The organism is Bradyrhizobium liaoningense (assembly GCF_018130825.1).
In the GTDB taxonomy this organism is placed as follows: domain Bacteria; phylum Pseudomonadota; class Alphaproteobacteria; order Rhizobiales; family Xanthobacteraceae; genus Bradyrhizobium; species Bradyrhizobium liaoningense_B.
This window is the reverse complement of record NZ_JAFCJS010000001.1, coordinates 310,284-328,490: the sequence shown is the minus strand read 5'-3', so window position 1 is coordinate 328,490 and position 18,207 is coordinate 310,284. Positions and strand designations below refer to the sequence as shown.

At 64.2% G+C, this 18,207-nt stretch carries 17 protein-coding genes; 7 read left to right on the top strand and 10 right to left on the bottom strand.

The window, feature by feature from the left end; genetic code table 11:
* Window positions 1–65 precede the first annotated feature (65 nt).
* On the top strand, window positions 66–314 hold the full coding sequence (locus JQ603_RS01620) for a DUF6894 family protein (protein WP_212336020.1): 249 nt from the start codon (window positions 66–68) through the stop codon (window positions 312–314).
* 59 nt (window positions 315–373) lie between these two features.
* Here JQ603_RS01620 and JQ603_RS01615 read toward each other — a convergent pair whose 3' ends face one another.
* Window positions 374–1,147, bottom strand: a complete 774-nt coding sequence (locus JQ603_RS01615) for a helix-turn-helix transcriptional regulator (protein WP_212336019.1) — start codon at window positions 1,145–1,147, stop codon at window positions 374–376.
* Window positions 1,148–1,255: 108 nt separating this feature from the next.
* Between JQ603_RS01615 and JQ603_RS01610 the strand changes: the two genes are divergently transcribed.
* Window positions 1,256–2,335, top strand: a complete 1,080-nt coding sequence (locus tag JQ603_RS01610) for a quinone oxidoreductase family protein (protein WP_212336018.1) — start codon at window positions 1,256–1,258, stop codon at window positions 2,333–2,335.
* 130 nt (window positions 2,336–2,465) lie between these two features.
* Here the strand turns inward: JQ603_RS01610 and JQ603_RS01605 are convergent, their stop codons facing one another.
* The 9 genes from JQ603_RS01605 to JQ603_RS01565 form a co-directional block, all read right to left on the bottom strand.
* Window positions 2,466–3,167, bottom strand: coding sequence for an ABC transporter ATP-binding protein (locus JQ603_RS01605; RefSeq protein ID WP_174719152.1), 702 nt, complete (start codon window positions 3,165–3,167; stop codon window positions 2,466–2,468).
* Window positions 3,168–3,174: 7 nt separating this feature from the next.
* Window positions 3,175–4,455: a lipoprotein-releasing ABC transporter permease subunit gene (locus tag JQ603_RS01600; RefSeq protein WP_018642337.1), complete on the bottom strand. Its 1,281-nt coding sequence runs from the start codon at window positions 4,453–4,455 to the stop codon at window positions 3,175–3,177.
* Window positions 4,456–4,545: 90 nt separating this feature from the next.
* The gene (proS, locus tag JQ603_RS01595; protein ID WP_183238930.1) at window positions 4,546–5,865 is read right to left on the bottom strand and encodes a proline--tRNA ligase; all 1,320 of its coding nucleotides are present in this window, start codon (window positions 5,863–5,865) and stop codon (window positions 4,546–4,548) included.
* Between the two features lie 151 nt (window positions 5,866–6,016).
* Window positions 6,017–7,579 (bottom strand): copper resistance CopC/CopD family protein, encoded by a 1,563-nt coding sequence (locus JQ603_RS01590; RefSeq protein ID WP_212336017.1) that lies wholly within the window; start codon window positions 7,577–7,579, stop codon window positions 6,017–6,019.
* A complete protein-coding gene (locus tag JQ603_RS01585; RefSeq protein ID WP_212336016.1) occupies window positions 7,579–8,097 on the bottom strand; it encodes a YcnI family protein in 519 nt (172 codons plus the stop codon). The genes JQ603_RS01590 and JQ603_RS01585 overlap by 1 nt, the downstream gene beginning before the upstream one ends.
* Window positions 8,098–8,117: 20 nt before the next feature.
* Window positions 8,118–8,531, bottom strand: a complete 414-nt coding sequence (locus JQ603_RS01580; RefSeq protein WP_245003343.1) for a hypothetical protein — start codon at window positions 8,529–8,531, stop codon at window positions 8,118–8,120.
* Between the two features lie 20 nt (window positions 8,532–8,551).
* Complete coding sequence (locus tag JQ603_RS01575; protein WP_212336014.1) at window positions 8,552–9,070, bottom strand: copper chaperone PCu(A)C; 519 nt, start codon at window positions 9,068–9,070, stop codon at window positions 8,552–8,554.
* Between the two features lie 38 nt (window positions 9,071–9,108).
* Window positions 9,109–11,586: a TonB-dependent receptor gene (locus JQ603_RS01570; protein ID WP_245003342.1), complete on the bottom strand. Its 2,478-nt coding sequence runs from the start codon at window positions 11,584–11,586 to the stop codon at window positions 9,109–9,111.
* 84 nt (window positions 11,587–11,670) lie between these two features.
* Complete coding sequence (locus tag JQ603_RS01565; protein ID WP_212336012.1) at window positions 11,671–12,048, bottom strand: DUF2946 domain-containing protein; 378 nt, start codon at window positions 12,046–12,048, stop codon at window positions 11,671–11,673.
* Window positions 12,049–12,530: 482 nt separating this feature from the next.
* Here JQ603_RS01565 and JQ603_RS01560 point away from each other — a divergent pair, with 482 nt between their 5' ends.
* The 5 genes from JQ603_RS01560 to JQ603_RS01540 all read left to right on the top strand — a co-directional run bounded on the left by JQ603_RS01560 (window position 12,531) and on the right by JQ603_RS01540 (window position 18,171).
* Window positions 12,531–12,935, top strand: coding sequence for a globin (locus JQ603_RS01560; protein ID WP_212336011.1), 405 nt, complete (start codon window positions 12,531–12,533; stop codon window positions 12,933–12,935).
* Between the two features lie 152 nt (window positions 12,936–13,087).
* On the top strand, window positions 13,088–14,110 hold the full coding sequence (locus JQ603_RS01555) for a sugar ABC transporter substrate-binding protein (protein ID WP_026311892.1): 1,023 nt from the start codon (window positions 13,088–13,090) through the stop codon (window positions 14,108–14,110).
* A 21-nt stretch (window positions 14,111–14,131) separates the two neighbouring features.
* Window positions 14,132–15,634: a sugar ABC transporter ATP-binding protein gene (locus tag JQ603_RS01550; RefSeq protein ID WP_212336010.1), complete on the top strand. Its 1,503-nt coding sequence runs from the start codon at window positions 14,132–14,134 to the stop codon at window positions 15,632–15,634.
* A gap of 12 nt (window positions 15,635–15,646) precedes the next feature.
* Window positions 15,647–16,675, top strand: coding sequence for an ABC transporter permease (locus JQ603_RS01545; RefSeq protein ID WP_212336009.1), 1,029 nt, complete (start codon window positions 15,647–15,649; stop codon window positions 16,673–16,675).
* A gap of 401 nt (window positions 16,676–17,076) precedes the next feature.
* Entirely contained in the window at window positions 17,077–18,171 is a 1,095-nt protein-coding gene (locus tag JQ603_RS01540) for a hypothetical protein (protein WP_212336008.1), read from the top strand.
* Window positions 18,172–18,207 lie beyond the last annotated feature (36 nt).

Below are 18,207 nucleotides of genomic sequence, written 5' to 3'. Positions count from 1 at the left end.
AACAACGCGCAATATGAAACGTCCTGGCGCAGACCGCCCTTGAGCGACTGGCATCGGAGATCAGAATGCCACGTTACTATTTCGATCTTCGGGACGAAGATGAGTTGGCCCCCGACGAGGAAGGTCTCGAGCTCTCCGGCCTTCGCGCAGCCCAGGTCGAGGCCGCCAGGTCGTTGGTCGATATGGCGCGAGACGCGGCCTGTGCGTCGGCTCCCGTGAATGGCACGCACCGCATGGCGATCGAAGTCCGGGACGCCGGCGGCCCCGTGATGCAGGTGAAGTTCACTTTCGAGGTCGAGACGCTGAAGCATTGAAGCGGCCGCGGGCGACCGCCGCTGAAGAAGCCGGCAGTTGAGCTCTGTGTCTTCAGGCCTCACACCGGCGTGTAGATCACGAGCTTCAGCGCGGGATCGTCATTGGCCTGGAAGCTCGTGTGCTCGAACCGGAGCAGGCCCTTGGTCGGATGGTTCATGGTCTTGAGGCCGGACGAGGTGTTGCGGATGTCATGCGCCTCCCACCATTTGACGAACTCCGGACTGCCCTGACGCAGCCGCGCGAGCAGCCCGGTGAAGGCGGGATCGCCGGCCCAGACGTCGTGGGTGGCGCGAAACATCGCGACCATGCTCCTGGCCACATCGGTCCAGCTCGCGCCGTAGAATTTTCGGGTCTGTTTGCTGGTCAGCACCAGCAGCAGCGTGTTGCGGTCCTGCTCGGGCAGCTTCCCGAAACCGAAGACCTCCTCGGCCGCGTCGTTCCAGGCCAACACGTCCCAGCGCCGCCCGGTGATGTAGGCCGGCTGCGTCAGGCTCTCGATCATCCGCTGGATCGGCGGCGGCACGATCTCGCGCGTGAACGCGCCCCTGGCGCCGTCGCGCGCCAGCGCCTTGAGATGCGCGTGCTCGGTCTTCGAGAGGCGCAGCGCGCGGGCCAGCGCGTCGATCGTGGTGACCGAGGGACTGACGGTGCGGCCCTGCTCGAGGCGGATGTACCAGTCGACACCAATGCCGGCGAGCTGGGCGACCTCCTCGCGGCGCAGCCCCGCGGTGCGCCGCCGCCGGCCGGCGGGCAGACCGACGGTCTTCGGCGACAGCTTTTCGCGGCGGGACCTGAGGAAGTCGCCGAATTCGACGCGGCGCGGGTCAGCCATGATGCGTGTCCTCGATGGAGGGCCTTTGTAATACTAGGATAATACCAGGCCTTCTTGTCCCTTCAAGGGCGGTGCATATCCACCTCACCCGTCCCTGAGGTGAACATCATGAAAGCTGCCGTGCTCAAATCCTTCGGCTCGCCGCTGGCGATCGAGACTACCCCCGACCCGGTGCTCGGCACCGGCGAGGTCGTCATCGACGTCGTCGCCACGCGCGTGCTGTCCTACATGAACGAGGTCTTCAGCGGAGAGCGAAACTACGCGCTCGACCTTCCGATCATCCCCGGCCCGGGCGGCATCGGCCGCGTGCGCGCGGTCGGCCCGGACGCGACCAGGCTTGCCGTCGGCGACTGGGTATTTTGCGACCCGACTGTGCGCTCGCGCGACGACGCCGTGGCGCCCGATATCGCCTTGCAGGGGCTCACGGCGGCCGGTCCCGGCGGCATGCGCCTGCAACAGCATTTTCGTCACGGCTCGTTTGCCGAGCAGATGCGCGTGCCGACGGAGAACGTCAAACGCCTCGGCACGATCACGTCCGAGGAGGCCACGCGATGGTGCGCGCTGGGCACCCTGCTGGTGCCCTATGGCGGGTTCCTCGCCGCCAACCTGCGAGCAGGCGAGACCGTGCTGGTGAGCGGAGCCACCGGCAACTTCGGCAGCGCGGCCGTCTCGGTCGCGCTCGCGATGGGCGCAGCCTGCGTGGTCACGCCCGGCCGCAACGACAAGATTCTGGCCGACCTCGTCCGCCGCTTCGGCAGCCGCGTGAAGCCGGTCAGGCTCAGCGGTCACGAGGACGACGACCGCGAAGCGATGAAGCGCGCCGCGCCCGGGCCGATCGACTGCGTGTTCGACATCATGCCGCCCTCGGTGAGCCCGACCGTCGTGCGCGCGGCGGTGATGACGGTGCGCGCCTATGGCCACGTCGTACTGATGGGCGGTGTCGGCATGGCCGGCGGCGCGGGCCTCGAGCTGCCCTACCCCTGGATCATGCGCAACTGCATCAACATCCACGGCGTCTGGATGTATCCGCCGGATGCAGCAAGCCGCCTGATCGCGCTGGTGCGCTCAGGGCTGCTGCGGCTGGAGGAATACGAGACGACGGCCTTCGACCTCGACCATGCCAACGAAGCCGTGGCACATGCCGCCGCCAATGGCGGGCCGTTCAAATTGACGGTGATCAGGCCGTAACTGGCGCACCCGCTGCGGCGATGCGCCGTCGCAGCGGGTTTGCCCGACATGTCAAAGGATTGCGAGACATCGCCCCGACCAGAGCCGCCAAAGGCCGGCTACTGTGCATGGGGTTGTTTTCGCAGTTTTTTTATTCGAGCTCGACCACCTGGCCGTTCGACAGCGAGACCCGCCGGTCCATGCGGCCGGCGAGCTCCATGTTGTGGGTCGCGATCAGCATCGAAACCTTGGTCGCCTTGACGAGCTGCATCAGGGCCTGGAACACGTGATCGGCCGTGTGCGGATCGAGATTGCCGGTCGGCTCGTCCGCAAACAGCACCCGCGGCGCATTGGCCACCGCGCGCGCGATGGCGACGCGCTGCTGCTCGCCGCCCGACAGCTCCGCGGGACGATGGGTGATGCGGTCGCCGAGGCCGAGATAGCCGAGGATCTCCTTGGCGCGCTTGACGCTCTCGGACTTCTTCAGGCCGCGGATCATCTGCGGCATCATCACGTTCTCGAGCGCCGAGAACTCCGGCAGCAGCCGGTGCGACTGGTAGACGAAGCCGATATCGGTGCGGCGCAGCTGGGTGCGCTCGATGTCGGGCAGTTGCGAGGTCGGCGCGCCGTTGACATAGACCTCGCCGGAATCGGGCGCCTCGAGCAGACCCGCAATGTGCAGCAGCGTCGACTTGCCGGAGCCTGACGGCGCCACCAGCGCGACCGACTGTCCGGCCCACAGCGCGAGCTTGGCGCCGTCGAGGATCGTCAGCGGCACCTCACCCTGCAAGTACTGCCGCTTTATCTCGTGGAGATAAATGACCGGTACATCTTCAGCCCCCTGCTGCTCCATCAGCCCCTCACTCGTACCGGAGCGCTTCGACGGGATCGAGGCGCGCGGCGCGCCAGGACGGATACAGCGTCGCCAGGAACGACAGCGTCAGCGCCATGATGACGACCGCCGTGGTCTCGCCGATGTCGATTTCGGCGGGCAGCTTGGACAGGAAATAGAGCTCCGGCGAGAACAGCTCGGTCGAGGTCAGCCAGGACAGGAATTGCCGGATGGACTCGATGTTGAGGCAGATCACGAGGCCGACGACGAATCCGACCAGGGTGCCGACCACGCCGATCGAGGCGCCCGTGATCAGGAAGATGCGCATGATCGAGCCCTGCGAGGCGCCCATGGTGCGCAGGATCGCGATGTCGCTGCCCTTGTCCTTCACCAGCATGATCAGGCCGGAGACGATGTTGAGGGCCGCGACCAGCACGATCATGGTCAGGATCAGGAACATGACGTTGCGCTCGACCTGGAGCGCGTTGAAGAAGGTCGAGTTGCGCTGGCGCCAGTCGACCAGGAACACCGGCCGGCCCGCGGCCTCCGTCACGGCCTGGCGGAAGGCGACGATCTGATCGGGATTGGTGGTGAACACCTCGATCGAGGTGACGTCGTTGCTGCGGTTGAAATAGGCCTGCGCCTCCGCAAGCGGCATGAACACGAAGCCGAGATCGTATTCGGACATGCCGATCTCGAACACGGCGACGATCTTGTACGGTTTTATGCGCGGCGTCGTGCCCATCGGCGTCACCGCGCCCTTCGGCGCCACCAGGGTGATGCTGTCGCCGGCATGCAGCGACAGCTGGTCGGCGAGGCGCCGGCCGATCGCGACGCCCTGCCCCTCGTCAAACCCCTCGAGCGAGCCTTGCTTGATGTTCTTGGCGATCGAGGTGAGGTTGTTGAGGTCGTCGGAGCGGATGCCGCGCACCAGCACGCCCGAGGCGTTCCACGGCGAGGACGCCAGCGCCTGGCCGTCGACCACGGGTGCGGCGAGCCGGATGCCTTTCACCTGGCTGAGGCGGTCGGCGACGTCCTTCCAGTCGGTCAGCGGCGATTCCAGCGGCTGCACCAGGATGTGGCCGTTCAGGCCCAGGATCTTGTCGAGCAGCTCCTTGCGGAAGCCGTTCATGACGGCCATGACGATGATCAGCGTCGCAACGCCCAGCATGATGCCGAGGAAAGAGAACCCGGCGATGACCGAGATGAATCCCTCCTTGCGGCGCGCCCGCAGGTAGCGCGCCGACAGCATCCACTCGAATGGCGCAAAAGGCGCGGTTTGCACGGTTTCAGTCATGGTCTCGTCCATCGCTCGATAATCCCATGATTCGGGGTCAATTGTGGCCGGATTGGCGGCCGCGATATCGGGCGATGAACAATATTCAGCCGACCAGCCTTATCAGCCCACAAGTCTTGCGACCGCGTCCGCAGGCGACATGGTCTCGCGGGAGCCGTCGCTGCGCCGCTTGATCTCGACCTTGCCGTCGGCGAGCCCCTTCGGCCCGATCATGATCTGCCAGGGGATGCCGATCAGGTCGGCGGCGGCGAATTTGGCGCCGGCGCGCTGGTCGGTGTCGTCGTAGAGCACGTCGACGCCCTTGGCCTGGAGCTCGGCATAGAGCTTCTCGCAGGCCGCATCGACCGCGGCATCGCCCTGCTTGAGGTTGAGCACCACCGCGCGGAACGGGGCGACGGCCTCGGGCCATTTGATGCCGGCATCGTCATGGCAGGCCTCGATGATGGCACCCAGCAGGCGCGAGACGCCGACGCCGTAGGATCCGCCATGGATCGGCACATCGACGCCGTCAGGCCCGGCCACCAATGCCTTCATGGGCTCGGAGTACTTGGTGCCGAAATAGAAGATCTGGCCGACCTCGATGCCGCGGGTGTTCACCCGCTTGTCCGCGGGCACTTCCTGCTCGAACCGGGCGGCATCGTGAACGTCTTCCGTGGCGGCATAGACCGAGGTCCACTGCTTGATGATCGGCGTCAGGTCGCTGTCATAGTCGACGTCCTCGCCAGGCACCGGCAGGTCCAGCACGTCGCGATTGATGAACACGCCGGATTCGCCGGTCTCGGCGAGCACGATGAATTCGTGGCTGAGATCGCCGCCGATCGGGCCGGTCTCGGCGCGCATCGGGATCGCCTTCAGCCCCATCCGCGCGAAGGTGCGCAAATAGGCGACGAACATCTTGTTGTAGGCCACGCGCGCCGCCGCCTCGTTGAGGTCGAACGAATAGGCGTCCTTCATCAGGAACTCGCGGCCGCGCATCACGCCGAAGCGCGGACGCTGCTCGTCGCGGAATTTCCATTGGATATGATAGAGATTCAGCGGCAGGTTCTTGTAGGACTTCACGTAGGCGCGGAAGATCTCGGTGATCATTTCCTCGTTGGTCGGCCCGTACAGCAGCTCGCGCTTGTGGCGGTCGGCGATGCGCAGCATCTCCGGGCCGTAGGCGTCGTAGCGGCCGCTCTCGCGCCAGAGGTCGGCGAGCTGCAGCGTCGGCATCAGCACCTCGATCGCGCCGGAGCGGTCCTGCTCCTCACGCACGATCTGTTCGATCTTCTTCAGCACGCGGAAGCCGAGCGGCAGCCACGCATAGATGCCGGCGGCCTCCTGCCGGATCATGCCGGCGCGCAGCATCAGCCGATGCGAGACGATCTCCGCCTCTTTCGGATTTTCCTTCAGGATGGGCAGAAAGAACCGCGACAACCGCATGGCAATACTCTGGGAATCAGTGAGGGGTTGCAGTGAAACCGGATTGCGAGCGAAAACACAAGGCCGGGAATGAGGAAAAGCCGCTAAGGCGGCGGAATTCCTGTCATTTTTCCGTTGCCTTCAGATTCAGCTTGAGCTGCAGCGGCACCGGTTAAGGCGCTGCCACATCGAGATCGTCCTCCAGCGTGATCTGCTCGAAATCGGTTACCAGCGCATCGATCCGCACATGCCAGCGGCCGGCGAAGGGCAGCTCGACCTTGCGCACGTGCCAGTAGCCGTCCTGCCCGAGCGAAGCGGCCCGCTCGATCGGCTCGATGCCGCGCTCCGGCAGGCTCAGGGTCAACGTCACCTCCTTGGCCGCAAGCGGCGTCCCCTCGCCGGTCATGAGCTGGAGCACGAAATCGTCGACGCCCGCCTTGCCCGGCGAGACCAGCACCTGGAACATCGCTCTGTCGGTGTGGATGTGGATTGCCAACGGCGTCTCGGGAACAATGGTCCGCGGCGGCGGTGTGAAACGCCAGCCGGCCACGACGGCGAAGATGGCGAATGCGATCACGCATTCGAGCAGGATCGAGCGCTTGAGCGCAGGCGCAGCGTTCTCGTCCTGCGCCAGAGCCGACGTCAGCCGGAACCGGTTGAGTGCGGCAAGCGCCAGCAGCAGGACGGCCAGACCAAGCTTGATCGACAGGATGGCCCCGTAACGGGTCTCGATCAGCGCGGACGGCCTTTCGAGCTGAAGGATGGCGAGGCCAAGGCCGGTCAACGCCAGCGCGCCGACCGCCAGCACGGCAATACGTGAAAAGCGGTTCACGACCGGCAGCGCCGCAGTCGCCGGTTTCGACATCAGCGCGGCGAGCGGCGCGAGGGCTCCGATCCAGAAGGCAACGCCAAGACCGTGGAGGAAGACCGCCGGCCGCGTCAGCACCTCGGGCGGTGCGGTCGCTGCGTGCCCGGTCATGGCGAGCGACAGGCCAACGCCGATGAATGCGATCATCGCAAAGGCGCGCGCATACCACGCGCTGCGCAGCGCCATCATCGCGAGCAGCATCGCCGTGACCGCAACGAGCAGCGCGCGCCCGGCGCTGGTCGCGAATGCGACCTTCCATGGAGCAGCCGTCGCGAGCGAGGCCGGCGGCAGGCCAAGAAGGTCGAGGCCCAGCATACCGAGCGAGACGATCGCACTCGGAATGCCGATGACGAGCCCCATGCGAGGCACAGCGGTGCCCGTCATCGACCACGCAATCCACCGCGAAAAGAACACGCCGCCGACGCCGACGAACAGGCCGAGATAGAGACCGACCCGTGCCAGCCAGATCAGCGCGCTCAATCCGCCGTCCGCCCGTCCGGGCGGCTTCGTCGCCGTCGGAGCACCGACCGAGAAGATCACCGATCCCGCGACGGGATGGCCGTCCTGCGAGATCACGCGATAGCTGACCACGGTCGTTCCCTGCGGCAAGTCAGGCGGCATCACAACCGAAATGGTCTCGCCCGATGCGTCGATGCGCGCGTCGTCCCGTGCCTTGCCCGCACCGTCGATGAGCAGAATTGCGCCCGGCGTCACCGCCTCGTTGAAGCGCAGCTCCACCGCCTTCGGCGCGGTCTTCAGGATGCTGCCGCTCGCCGGATTGACCGAGACGAGCGCGGCATGGGCCGACGCGCCCGTCGCAAAGCCGGCAACGAGCAACAGCGTCGCGAGCGCGGCGAAGAAGCGCATCAGGGTTTTGGCAGCAGCTTCACCCCGGGCGCCGGCGACTTGCTCTCATGCGAATGCCCTGCCCCCTCCGCCGGGATTTCGATCCAGCGGCTGACACCGGTCTCGCATTCCTGGACCACGGGGAAGTACAGGGTCGTGTTCGGCTTGAGCGCGTCGGTCAGCACAGTGTGCATGACGAACTCGTCATAGTTCTTGTCCGACAGCTTGCCGCCGGACCATGCGACCTCCTTGACACCGGAGGAGAGCTTGTTGCCGTGATAGTTGTACTCGGCGGCATATTGGCCCTCGACGACATCGACACTCCAGCCCGCCTTCGGCATCGGCTTCACCGCGATCACCCCTTCCGGGACCTGCACGCGGATCTTCACCGTCGGCGAGCCCGCGCAGCCGTGCGGCACCGCGAACACCGCCTTGTAGGACGCCCCGACGGTGGCCTGTTTGCTCTCCAGAAAGACATGCGCTGTTGCAGGCGACGCGGCGAGCGCAGCAATAAGGAACAAGAGAGATAGTTTCGACATGTTCGGCCTCTCGAGTGAAGTCATTTGATCAGGATCGGCGATTCAACGCTGACATGATCGGCCTCTGAGATCGAAATGCCGAGCCCCAGCATCCAGCGTCCGGGCGTCAACTGCGCCACCTTCACGCGCCAGCCATCCGCGCCGTCGCGCGAGGCCGCGACCGGTGCGAGCTTTCTTCCGGTCTGCGTATCCACGAGCGTCACCGATACGGCTTTGGCCGTGAGCGGTGTCTCGTCGACCGTCTCGAGCTGGATGGCAATCTCGACCGGGCCGGCGCGGCCGGGCGAGACCGTGACATTGGCCATCGCCTTCTCGGTGTGCAGATGGGTGAAGAAGCTGTCGTCATCGGTCGCCGCGGCAAGCGGTGTCGCGGCAACCGACAACAGCGCGGTCATTGCGAACGCGAGGCTCGCGATGGTTCGATTCGAGGTCATGAGAGACTTGATCCGTTTCATCACATTTTCATTCCCGAATGATCGTGCATCTTCTTCATCTGCCCGCCGTCGCCCGGCGCCTGCGCACCGACGGCCTGCACATCAAGGGAGACGGCGACCTTGCCGGCCTTCTCGAACTGAAGCGTCACCGGAACCTTGTCGCCCTGCTTGAACGGCCCCTTCAGTTCCTGGAGCATCAAATGATTGCCGCCCGGCGCGAGCTTCACGGTCTTGCCGGGATCGATAACAAGACCCTTGTCGAGTGGACGCATCTTCATCACGCCATTGTCCATCGCCATCTCGTGAACCTCGGCCTTGCCGGCGATGTCGGCGGAAACGCTGACCAGTCTGTCCGCGGCCGTTCCCTTGTTCTCGATGGTCAGATAGCCGCCCGCGACCTTCGCGCCGCCCGGCGTCGCCCGGCTCCACGCCTGCGAGATGACGAGATCGCCGGCCTTGACGTCCTCGGCGCGGACGGGGGCGGCGAACATTGCGGCGGAGAGCGCTGCGAGCGCGAGGATGCGTGAGAGCTTGGTCATGTCCTTTGCCTTTCTTGTCGTCAACATCGCCCCACCCGTCAGAACGTGTACTTGCCGGCGAGAACGAAGGTTCGCCCCGGGAACGGATGGAACAGGAAATACTGCTCGTTGAAGAGATTATCGATGCCGAAGTCGAATGCGAAGTTCTTCGTTGCGTTGTAGTGGATCTTCAAGTCCACGACGAAAAAGTTATCGAACGCGCCATAGACGTGGGAGACGCGATCGGTGTTGTCCAGCGTCGAATACTGCTTGCCGCTGTAGCGTGCGGCAACCGTGTAGGCCCAGCTGTCGTTCGGCCGATAGGTCACGCCGAACTTGGCGCGCCAGTCGGGCACGTAAGGCACGCGCTTGCCGACGACGGTCGTGGGCAGGTTCGTCAAGGGATCAACGCCGGCCCAGCCCGAGTCGGCGAGGATTCGCGAGTCGACATAGGTCACGCTGCCGAACAGCTGTAGACCGCTGACGAGAACGTTGTCCTTGTCGGCGGACAATTCGATTCCCTGCAGCCGGATCGCATCGACATTGCTGATCACTGTCGTCGGGATTTGCGCCTTCGTGACCGGGTTGGTGACAAGGTTGGTCTGGGAGATGATCGCATGATCGGTGTGCTCCCGAAACAGCGTCAACCGGACGCGGCCGTCGCTCCATCTGCGTTCGATGTTCAGCTCACCCGTCAGATCCTGCTCGGGTAACAGATTGGGATTGGCGATCGTTGCCACGCCGCCGACCGTCAGGTTTTGATAAAGCTCCATGACGGTCGGGTAACGATAGGCCTGCCCGAAGCTTGCCGTGATGTTCCAGTCCTTGTTCGGATCAAAGGACAGCGACGCCTTCGGTGAGAAATTCGTCGAGGAGAGTTGCGGCTGCTGAACCGCCGCGATCGATGTAATTGCACCGGCGGCGCTCGTCGCGCTGCTGATATTGAAGCCGTCCTGGGCTCGCCAGGTCTCGAACCGTCCACCGAGCGTGAGCTTCAGATTGGGAAGGATCCTCCAGGCATCCTGAAGCCAGATCGCACCGGTACGCGTTTCACCCTGGCCCTGCGAATACAGCGTGCCTGTCCCGGTGTCTCCCGTCGCATACCACACCGACGACGCATAGACCGGACTTTCCAGGCGGTAACGATCACCATGCAGGCCGAAACTGACCTCGTGCGGTCCGTCGTAGCCGAACGGCCGCCAGATCCCCTTGGCGTCGGCGTTCTGCCAGTTGGTGCCGTCCATCCTTGTGATCTTCCCGTTCTGGGAATAGCCGACACCCGTGGGCGTGACGGTGAACGGATTGAGCTGGATGTCCTGGAGATAGTTGTAGCTCGAAGCCGACAGGTCGAAATCGTAGGTGCCTTTGGTGTCGCTCTTGATCGCAACGGCATTGCTGACGTGGGTCTGGTCCCAGACATATTTGCCCGAGGCAAATCCGGACAAGCCCGCGAATGTGGGCGCACCGGTCGCGGCCGACTTCAAGTAGGTCTGGGGATCGGAGACCTGGTGGTTATTCCAGATCCCGAACGAATAGGTCGCCTGCACCTGCGCGGTCACGTCATAGGCGAGGCGGATGTTGCCGGACGTCTGCTGCGAATGCGCGAGGATGCCCGCACCAACCACGTTGGCCGCGATGCCCTGCTTGTTCAGCGCGGGAAACGCGCCGGTTGTGCCAGCCGGAATTGCAGCGCTCGTCACGTATGTCAGCGGCTGCTGGTAGCTGTCGAGATAGTTGGCGCTGACGAGCCAGGACAGCTTGCCGTCGCGATTGCCTGCGGCGGCGCTGGTCTGGCTGGTCACGTAGGTGTCCTTGGTGCCGTATTGATTCCACGGCATGACGGACACGGTTTCCTTGGCGACCGCAAACGGCTTGTCCGGCATCTTTGACGAGATCAGCAGCACACCGCCGATCGAGTTGCCGGGATAGGCGGCCGCGAACGGACCGTTGAGATAGTCGACCCGCCCGATCGCTTCCGGCGAGATCAGGTTCCATTTCGGCGAGGCATTCGTGTTGTTGTTGCCGATCAGCGCCGAGATCAGGAGATCGTCGTAGTAGATCAACGTCCGCGAGCTCGAATTGAGGCCCCAGCTGCGCGTCGCGAGCACGGCATTGTTGTCCCCGTCATTGCGCTTCCGCACGAACAGGCTCGGCATGTATTTGACGGCGTCCTCGGGGTCCTTGAGGTTGATGGTCTCATCGACCTCCTTCGCCGTGACGCTGAAGGACCGTTGCGGCAATTGATAGCGCGCTACGGCGGCCGGCGGCTCCAGTGACGGCCGGGCGCCGCCCGCCCCCTGCTCGCCCGTGACGATGGGAGTTCCCCGCTCGCTGGCGGGCTTTGCCGACTGGGTCCTGGCGGCAGCCCTGTGCACCGCTGGCTTGCGCGGCTTGGGTTTCACTGCCGCCGGCGCATCGACGGTAACCGGCGGCAGCACTGCGCTGCCGCTCTGGGCGAAAGCTCCGCTCGAGGACGCAAGCAGCGCCGCCTGGACGGCAACAACGCTCACGCCGCGGCGGGCATGACAACGTAACATAGGGCATTCCTGACGCCGGCTTTCTTCCCGGCTGTTCGACAGCATCAATCGCCAGCGGACGAGCCGCGGCGACGGTGGAGGTCGTCAGGAAATGCGAGGAGGCGCGCGCGCCTGGGCGCTCGAGCCCTTGTGGGCGAAAACGGCCGGTACATCCGCCGCGTGCCACACCACGCGCTCGGCGTGGCGGAAGGGAATGGCGAGCGCCGGCTGCGGCGGCGAATCCAGCGATGCGTTGGCCTGCGCAAGACAGCAGAGTGCACAGGCGCCGGCATGCGCGGTCGGCGCGCCGGTCCGATCGTTCAGGCCGCCACCCTGGTCGCTCGCGCTATGGCAGATGACGGCGGCGGACAGCGGATCGGCCACGGCCTGGCCTGCCGCGAGACAAGCGGCAATCGGCGCCAGCACCTGCATCACCAAAGCGAGCAGGACCAGAGGTAGGAATTTTTGCAGCCGTGCGCGCATCCACCGAACCATTCGTTCGTGCGCTAACTAAACACCGCGCCGGCACCCGAGTCGAGGCCAGTTCCGCCGCCCGCTTGGCCCAGCGCAAATTTCCTCAAAAACTGCGGTCGGGGCCCCTGCCACGGGTGGGGTCCGGCATTTGAGGCAGCCAAACCGCCCTCGCCCATCCACAGATTTCTTATATTTGTCATATGCTTAGATGGCCAAGAGCCCGAACATTTCGTCAGCTGCTCTTATTTTGAACAATCGTTGCCGAAAATGATGACAAGTGAGAAAAGTTGATCTAGCATCCTCTTGCTCAGGCGCTGACCGCGAGGTCGAGGCCTGGTGGTCCAAGTCTCGGGAGGAGCCCCTGGCGCGCAAAATGCAGCGTCGCCCCGTCAATCAAGATCAAATCTTAAGATCGGGGATAATAGGGTCGACACAATTTTTGAGCGGGGCCAGGGCCCCGCTCTTTTTTTGCCCGCATGGCTGAAAAGCCGATGAATACCTTCCCCAATCCGATCGAACAGAGTTTTGAGATCGCGGCACAGCGCTGCGCTGATTTCACGCCGCTCGTCTACCAAAGGCTGTTCGAAGCACATCCGGAAACGCGGACGATGTTCCGGGCGCAAGGCAGCGAGTTCGTGAAGGGATCGATGCTGGCGCTGACGATCGAGGCGATTCTCGATTTCGCGGGCGAGCGCCGCGGGCATTTCCGGATGATCGCCTGCGAAGTCGTATCGCACGATGCCTATGGCACGTCGCGCGAGCTGTTCATCGCCTTCTTCGCCATCATCAGGGATACGCTGCGCGATCTGCTCGGCGATGAATGGACGCCGGACATGGCACTGGCCTGGGACGCATTGCTCGTCGAGATCGATACATACGCCGGTATTCCGGCCTGACGCTTTGCGCTGCACCAACGCACGGCAGCGGTGACGCTGCGGCGATGTCGCGACTGATTGCAGATTGAGTGCCAACAACTCTTGTGAGAGACTTTCGGACATCGGTCGCGCAAACAATGACGCGCCGACGACAAGATATATGGGAGCGAGCGATGTCCGGGACGAAAGATTTCTCGACGACGAGGCGCGATCTTCTTCAGGCGGCAGCGACCGCCGGCGCCGGGGCTGCCCTCTTCGGCAGCATGGGCATAAACCCCGCACTGGCAGCCGAGGTCGGACGCAGCGAGAAGCCGCTGAAAGCGGCATTCTCCAACGCCGGCCTTCAGGCCACCTGGTGCGCGCAGGGCAAGCAGGCCGCGGAATTCTGGGGTAAGCTGTTCAATGTCGAAGTCACCTGGTTCGACGGCCAGCTCGATGCGGTGAAGCAGCGCGCCGCGATCGACAACATGGCCTCGCAGAAATGGGACTTCGTCGCGATCCAGGCGTTCGGCATCGGTACCCTCACCCAGCCGGTGCAGAAGATGATCGACGCCGGCACGCCCGTGATCGACATGGACACGCTGATCGCGCCGCTCGACCAGATCAACGTCCACTCCTTCCTCGCCCCTGACAACGAGTTCATGGGCGCCTCGGTGACGCAGGCGCTGTGCAACGCCATGGGCGGCAAGGGCAAGATCATCATGACGCAGGGCGCCCTCGGCCACACCGGCGCGCAAGGACGAGCCAAGGGCTTCAACTCGGTCGTCAAGCAGTTCCCCGGCATCGAGGTGCTCGACACCCAGCCGGCCGACTGGGACGTCTCGAAGACCGCGCGCCTCTGGGAAACCTACCTGACGAAGTATCCCCAGATCGACGCGGCGTTCTTCCACAATGACGACATGGCGCTCGCGGCGGCCAACATCATGAAGGCGCGGGGCCGCACCAACATCCTGATCGGCGGCGTCGATGCGATGCCGCCGGCGATCCAGGCCGTGAGCGAAGGCCGCATGTTCGCAACCGTGCGCAATCCGTCCTGCCGCATCCATGGCGGCGCCATCATCGCGGGCGTCTCCGCCGTGGTCGGCGGCGAGAAGAGCGGACAGGGCATTCCCAAGAACGTCGTCACCGACGGTCCTGTCGTGACCAAGGCCAATGCCGCCGGGATGCAGTGGATGCAGGATCACTTCCTGATCTGAGCCTCCAAGATCTGAACTTTCATGTCAGAGGGTCGATCGCCCATCCTGGAACTGCAGGGCATCACGAAGAGCTTCGGCGGCGTCGAGGCGCTTCGTGGTGTCGACTTTGCGCTTCACGCCGGCGAGATCCACGGTCTCGTCGGCGAGAACGGCGCGGGAAAAAGCACGCTGATGAAGATCATCGCCGGCGTGCACAGCGAATTCTCCGGCCGCTTCCTGATCGACGGCAAGGAGACGCATTTCCGCTCGGCCCGCGATGCGCACGCGGCCGGCATCGCCATGGTGCATCAGGAGCTCTCTGTCGCCCCCGATCTCACGGTCGCCGAGAACGTCTTTCTCGGCAACCAGCCGACCAACGCCCTCGGCCTGGTGCAATGGCGGCGCATGGCACGCGAGGCCGGCGAGCAGCTCGCCCGCTTCGGCATCGACGTCGATCCGATGACCCGGCTCGGCGATCTCCCGATCGGGCTGCAGCAGCTGATCGAGATCGCGCGCGTGCTGTTCTCCGGCGCGCGCATCGTCATCCTGGACGAGCCGACCTCCGCGCTCTCCCCGCCCGAGGTCGAGCGCCTATTCGCAACGCTCAGGCGCCTGCGCGAGGAAGGCACGGCAATCGTCTTCATCTCGCATTTCATCGAGGACATCCTGCTCGTGTCCGACACGGTGACCGTGTTCCGCAACGGGCGGAAGGTCGCGGAGACCGCGAGCGCTGCGACCAGCAAGGGCGCGCTGATCGAGGCCATGATCGGCCGCGGCGGCGAGGCGCTCGAGCACAGCTATACCGACGATCTGATGCTGCCGCAGCCGAGCGACAGCACGGTGGTGCTGAAGGCCGATCAGCTGTCGCTGGCGCGCAGCCTGAAGGACGTCTCCTTCGAGGCGCGCGCCGGCGAGGTGCTGGGCATCTACGGCTTCATGGGCTGCGGCCAGCAGGAATTGTCGCGCATCCTGTTCGGCAAGCTGAGGCCGGACAGCGGCACGCTGGTGGTCGATGGGACGCCAAAAGCCTTCGCCAGCACGGCGGCGGCGCGGCGCGCGGGCGTTGCGCTGGTGCCGGAGAGCCGGCGCGACATGCTGTTTCACCAGGAGCCGGTCTACAAGAACATCTCGATCAGCATCCTCGACCGCATCTCGTCCCTCCTGCTCAAGCCAACACAGGAGCGCGACATCGCCAGGCGTCAGGTCGAGCAGCTGCAGATCCGGCCGCCGGTGGTGGGCCTCGATCTCGGCATGCTCTCCGGCGGCAACCAGCAGAAGGTCGCGCTGGCAAAATGGCTGACCTATCCGCCAAAACTGCTGGTGCTGTGCGAGCCGACCCGCGGCATGGATGTCGGGGCCAAGAACGACGTCATCAACATCGTCCGCGACCTCCGCGCCAGGGGGCTCGCGATCATCGTGCTGTCGACCGAGCCGGAGACGGTGCTGTCGCTGGCCGACCGCATCCTCGTGCTCAAGCGCGGCGCATTGGTGCGGGAATTCAGGAACGAGCCGGTCAGCAAGGACCGCCTGCTGGAAGCGGCGTGACGGAGAAGCACAATGGCGAGCAGTGAGACAGTTCCAGCGGCGGGACAGCGGACGCGGGGCCTTGGGCCCTTCCTGCGCTCGCAGATGCGCAACATCGCGCCGTTCCTGACCTTGATCTTCCTCTCCGCCTTCTTTGCCTTCGCCAGCCCTTCCTTCGCGACGCTCGACAATCTCGGCAACATCCTGACGCAGGTGTCGGTGACAGGCATCATCGCCGTCGGCCTCACCTTCGTGATCCTCTGCGCCGAGATCGACCTGTCGATCGCAAGCATCGCCAACGTCACCGGCATCGCGGTCGCCTATTTCACGCTGCAGGAATCCTACGTCAACATCGCCAACATTCCCCTGCCCGGCGCAGTTGCGATCATCCTGTCGATCCTGCTCTGCGCCCTGCTCGGCCTCGTCAACGCGCTGGGGCTGACCGTGATCGGCATCCCCTCCTTCATCATGACGCTGGCGATGATGCAGATCGCCGCCGGCATCTCGGCCCTCCTGGTGCGCGGCCAGATCGCCTACAAGGTGCCGAGCCTGATCACGACGCTCGGCTCGGGCTCGATCGGCGGCATCCCCTGGATCGTCATCGTCGCCGCCATCATGCTGCTCGGCGGCCATCTGGTGCTGACCTACACGCGCTTCGGCCGCTACGTCTACATGGTCGGGGGCAATCGCGAGGCCGCCGAATATTCCGGCCTCAACGTCAAGCTGATCCTCGGCGCCGTCATGGTGATCTCGGCGGTGTGCTCCGGCATCGGCGGCATGCTCGGCGTCGCCCATTTCGGCAGCGCGCAGCAGAACGAGTTCGACACCTATTTGCTCGACTCCATCGCCGCCGTCGTGGTCGGCGGCACCAGCCTGTTCGGCGGCCGCGGCGGCATCGGCAACACCATCGTCGGGCTCTTCGTTCTCGGTGTCCTGAATAACGGACTCGACCACGTCAACATCGACAGCTTCCTGAAGATCCTGATCCGCGGCCTGATCCTGCTGGCGGCGCTGATCATCAACGTCTACGCCCAGCGCTTGAGGGAAAAAGCGGCGGAGTAGACGGCCGCCAAAACAATAAGTGCGAAAACAACCCCATGCACAGTAGAACCCGTGAGGAAGTTCAGCGGCTTACCAAACGTGCAAATGCATGAAGTGCGATCGCACCGAGATTTGACTCGTCGGGCAAAACAGGAGCAGGATGTCATGCTGCCGCTGCTCGCCTGCTCTACCCCCTCAATCCGCAACTCGAACGCGACGCTCGGGCGCGTCCCGCCCGCCACGAAGCGAATTGGGAAAATCCAGCCAGAAGCTGACTCTGCCATGCCCGGTCCGAGCCTTCTCGCTTCTCCGCAGCCGGCGTTCGCCCTTGCAACTGCTGGCTGCGATCGTGTCGGCACCGCACTAGCGGCCACATCCGCTGTTTGGCTATTCTCGGCGAGAGATTCGAAGGCGGAAACGAGATGAGATTTCGAGGATTTTCAAGCACCTCGGCGGCAGCTACGGCTGCTTTCCTCCTGATCCTGGCACAACCTGCCGCTGCCCAGTCCGGCGGCATCAGCCTCTATCAGCAGATCAACAACAACGCGGTGCAGAACATCCTGCAGAACCTTCGTGACCAGATCCGTGGACGCCGGCCAGTTTCGTCTCCCACTAGGCTCGCCTTCAGCGCAGGCGGATCGGATTTCGACACTCGAGATCCGTTTGCAGCCACCGGTTTTGACGATCGCTTCGGTGCTCTTGCCTACGCGAAAGCCCCGGCAGGCACACCTGCCATCGCTTCGGACTGGCTTTATGGTGCCAATCTGATCGGCAGCGGGGAGCGCTCCATGACCGCCGGTATCATCACCGACACGGCGTCGGTCACAGGGGCATTCGACGTTACGAAGATCGGGGTCTTCACCGTGAACGACGCCTTGACCTTCATGGGGACGGGAGGCGAGGCCTGGTCCCACCAAGGCGGCCTGTTGAACGTCGACACCTCCGTCCCTTCGACCTCCGCCACGCTTGCCTATCTCAACGGCGGCTTCTCCCTCGACCTCACCAGCTTTGTCGGGTGGACGAGAAGCGCTCTGTCAGGTCCCGTATTCGTCCCAACCGTCATCAAGGGCAGTTCGGTCGGCTTCACCGGAAACGTGCAATACCGTTTCGATTTCCCGTATTCCGTATTCATCGAACCCGGAATTGGCATGACCTATTCCGAAGGCTACACGGCCAATTTCGGAACGAAGCTCTCGGACACCACGGAAGTGCACGCTGGCGCGCGGTTGGGCACGGAAATGAAATGGATGACCTATACGGTTCAGCCGGCCGTCGCCCTGTTCGCCTATCAGATTACGGACTCGAGCGCGCTGGGAGTCGTCGGGCCGATCTTCCCCTCGAGCGCAATTGGCTATCGCGGATCTGGAAAGATCAACGTTGTCTGGAGCGCAAATTTTTCGTCGTACCTCGAGGTGCACGCGACCGGGCAGGCCAGTGGCCCCAGCAAGCCGATAGCGACCTACAACGCGACCCAGACGACGGGATTCCAAGCCGGCCTCCGCTACACGTGGAATTGAGCACCTCTTTTGCTTGGCTGTCTTCTGATTGCTACC

Coding starts and splice junctions, on each gene's coding strand:
- JQ603_RS01620 (WP_212336020.1), top strand. CDS start 66: ATGCCACGTTACTATTTCGATCTTCGGGACGAAGATGAGTTGGCCCCC.
- JQ603_RS01615 (WP_212336019.1), bottom strand. CDS start 1,147: ATGGCTGACCCGCGCCGCGTCGAATTCGGCGACTTCCTCAGGTCCCGC.
- JQ603_RS01610 (WP_212336018.1), top strand. CDS start 1,256: ATGAAAGCTGCCGTGCTCAAATCCTTCGGCTCGCCGCTGGCGATCGAG.
- JQ603_RS01605 (WP_174719152.1), bottom strand. CDS start 3,167: ATGGAGCAGCAGGGGGCTGAAGATGTACCGGTCATTTATCTCCACGAG.
- JQ603_RS01600 (WP_018642337.1), bottom strand. CDS start 4,455: ATGGACGAGACCATGACTGAAACCGTGCAAACCGCGCCTTTTGCGCCA.
- proS (WP_183238930.1), bottom strand. CDS start 5,865: ATGCGGTTGTCGCGGTTCTTTCTGCCCATCCTGAAGGAAAATCCGAAA.
- JQ603_RS01590 (WP_212336017.1), bottom strand. CDS start 7,579: ATGCGCTTCTTCGCCGCGCTCGCGACGCTGTTGCTCGTTGCCGGCTTT.
- JQ603_RS01585 (WP_212336016.1), bottom strand. CDS start 8,097: ATGTCGAAACTATCTCTCTTGTTCCTTATTGCTGCGCTCGCCGCGTCG.
- JQ603_RS01580 (WP_245003343.1), bottom strand. CDS start 8,531: ATGACCTCGAATCGAACCATCGCGAGCCTCGCGTTCGCAATGACCGCG.
- JQ603_RS01575 (WP_212336014.1), bottom strand. CDS start 9,070: ATGACCAAGCTCTCACGCATCCTCGCGCTCGCAGCGCTCTCCGCCGCA.
- JQ603_RS01570 (WP_245003342.1), bottom strand. CDS start 11,586: ATGTTACGTTGTCATGCCCGCCGCGGCGTGAGCGTTGTTGCCGTCCAG.
- JQ603_RS01565 (WP_212336012.1), bottom strand. CDS start 12,048: ATGCGCGCACGGCTGCAAAAATTCCTACCTCTGGTCCTGCTCGCTTTG.
- JQ603_RS01560 (WP_212336011.1), top strand. CDS start 12,531: ATGAATACCTTCCCCAATCCGATCGAACAGAGTTTTGAGATCGCGGCA.
- JQ603_RS01555 (WP_026311892.1), top strand. CDS start 13,088: ATGTCCGGGACGAAAGATTTCTCGACGACGAGGCGCGATCTTCTTCAG.
- JQ603_RS01550 (WP_212336010.1), top strand. CDS start 14,132: ATGTCAGAGGGTCGATCGCCCATCCTGGAACTGCAGGGCATCACGAAG.
- JQ603_RS01545 (WP_212336009.1), top strand. CDS start 15,647: ATGGCGAGCAGTGAGACAGTTCCAGCGGCGGGACAGCGGACGCGGGGC.
- JQ603_RS01540 (WP_212336008.1), top strand. CDS start 17,077: ATGAGATTTCGAGGATTTTCAAGCACCTCGGCGGCAGCTACGGCTGCT.